This is a genomic window from Micromonospora yasonensis, assembly GCF_026013475.1.
Taxonomy (GTDB): Bacteria; Actinomycetota; Actinomycetes; order Mycobacteriales; family Micromonosporaceae; genus Micromonospora; species Micromonospora yasonensis.
This window is the reverse complement of sequence record NZ_JAPDPH010000439.1, coordinates 1-1,697: the sequence shown is the minus strand read 5'-3', so window position 1 is coordinate 1,697 and position 1,697 is coordinate 1. Positions and strand designations below refer to the sequence as shown.

The window sequence follows — 1,697 nt, the reverse complement described above, 5'->3', positions numbered from 1 at the left end:
ACGCAGAAGTGCCTTCTGGTCAGGGAAAATAGGGCTTGTCGAGAGTCCTGTTAACCCGTCACGGAAGGCACTTGCTGGGTGAAGGCTACCGCAACGCGTCCGAAGATCACGGTGACCGGGGGTGGGCGGGGCGTGGTCGGTCACGCCGGGGCCCGGCTGCTCGCCGATCTCGCCGACGCTACCGGTCTGAGCAGCGCGTTCGAGCAGGCCCTGGCCGGTCTGCGGCAACGCCAAGGTGGTCATGACCCGGGACGGATCGCGGTCGATATGGCCGTGATGCTCGCCGACGGCGGTGAGGCCATCGCTGATCTTGCGGTATTGCGTGACCAGCCCTTAACGAAGGGCCGAGGCTAACAAAGGACTCTGCCCTCAAAAGGTCGCCGTCGAGAAGCTCTTTGAGCTGCTGGACGAGTTCCTACAGCGACGCGCCGAGCACGGAGGCGTGGCGAATATCTTCGACGAATACTGGCGCTGGCGGAGAGAGCAGCCCTGGTCATGATCAGGTCGCAGCGAGCCGGCTGAGTGCGGAAGGATTCAGCCAGTTCCGGACCCTGATGGCCCTTGAGTAGCAGGCGCCGGAAAACAACGCTTAGCCGTGCTGGCCCCACCTCGACATCGAAGGCGTTCCCGACCCCGGAGCACCTCCCCTGGATCGACCCCACCCATCCGACCTGGCGAACGGCCCGGTGTCCGTGGCTTCGCCGATCAGAAATCCTCCGCCACGTCGTCAGTTCAGTTAGCACTCTCGCACCGGTGGAAGGATTAACGACATGACCGACGCCAGACGGCTTCGCGCCGCCGAGGCCACATTCATCGCGGCGGTCCGCGCGGACGATACCGCGCGGTTCGCGCTCCTGACCGAGCGCCACCGGCGTGAGCTGCAGGTGCACTGCTACCGGATGCTCGCGAACTACGAGGACGCCCAGGACATGACGCAGGAGACGTTCCTGCGAGCGTGGAACAAGCGGGAGTCGTTCAAGGGCCACGCGGCCCTGCGGACCTGGCTGTACCGGATCGCGACGAACGCCTGCCTCGACTTCCTGAGGAAGCGCGACGACCGCACACCCGTACCGTCCGAGCTGCCGGACCCCGACTCCGAGGTGCTGTACCTGCAGCCGTACCCCGACCGGATGATCCCCGAGGACCCACAGGAATCGGTGGTGGCGCGGGAGACGATCGAGCTGGCGTTCATTGTCGCCGTCCAGCACCTGCCGCCGCGGCAGCGGGCGGTGTTCATCCTGCGCGACGTCCTCGGCTGGCCGGCGTCGACAGCCGCCGAAGCCCTCGAGCTGACCGTCGCATCAGTGACCAGCGCACTGCAGCGGGCCCGTGTGACGATGCGCGAGCAGCTGCCCGACCGCCGCCTCAACTGGCGGAGCCCCGCCACCCACGAGCTGTCGAATGACGAGCGCGGCGTGGTGAAGTCGTACATCGAGGCCCATGAGCGCAACGACCTCGACAGGCTGATGTCCCTGCTGCGCGACGACCTACGCTTCGCGATGCTGCCCGATCCGGGCACCGTGACCACGACGGCCAAGGACGCGGTCAACGGCTGGCTCTCCGGTGGGCTCTTCCAGCGCGGCCACGACGACTGGCGCGGTATCACCACGACGGTCAACCGCATGCCTGCCGCCGTGCTGTACCTGCGCAACCCCGACGACCCCGAGTACCGGCTCTTCGCCATCGCGGTCCTGCAC

General features: G+C 66.8%; 1 protein-coding gene and 1 pseudogene. Both read left to right on the top strand.

The features are described from left to right. Nucleotides 1-78 precede the first annotated feature (78 nt). Nucleotides 79-330, top strand: a pseudogene (locus ONA70_RS36165) (IS1380 family transposase); the annotation flags it as partial. Between the two features lie 440 nt (nucleotides 331-770). Further along, nucleotides 771-1,697: RNA polymerase subunit sigma-70 (locus ONA70_RS36160; protein ID WP_265010968.1), on the top strand; the 927-nt coding region annotated here is incomplete at its 3' end.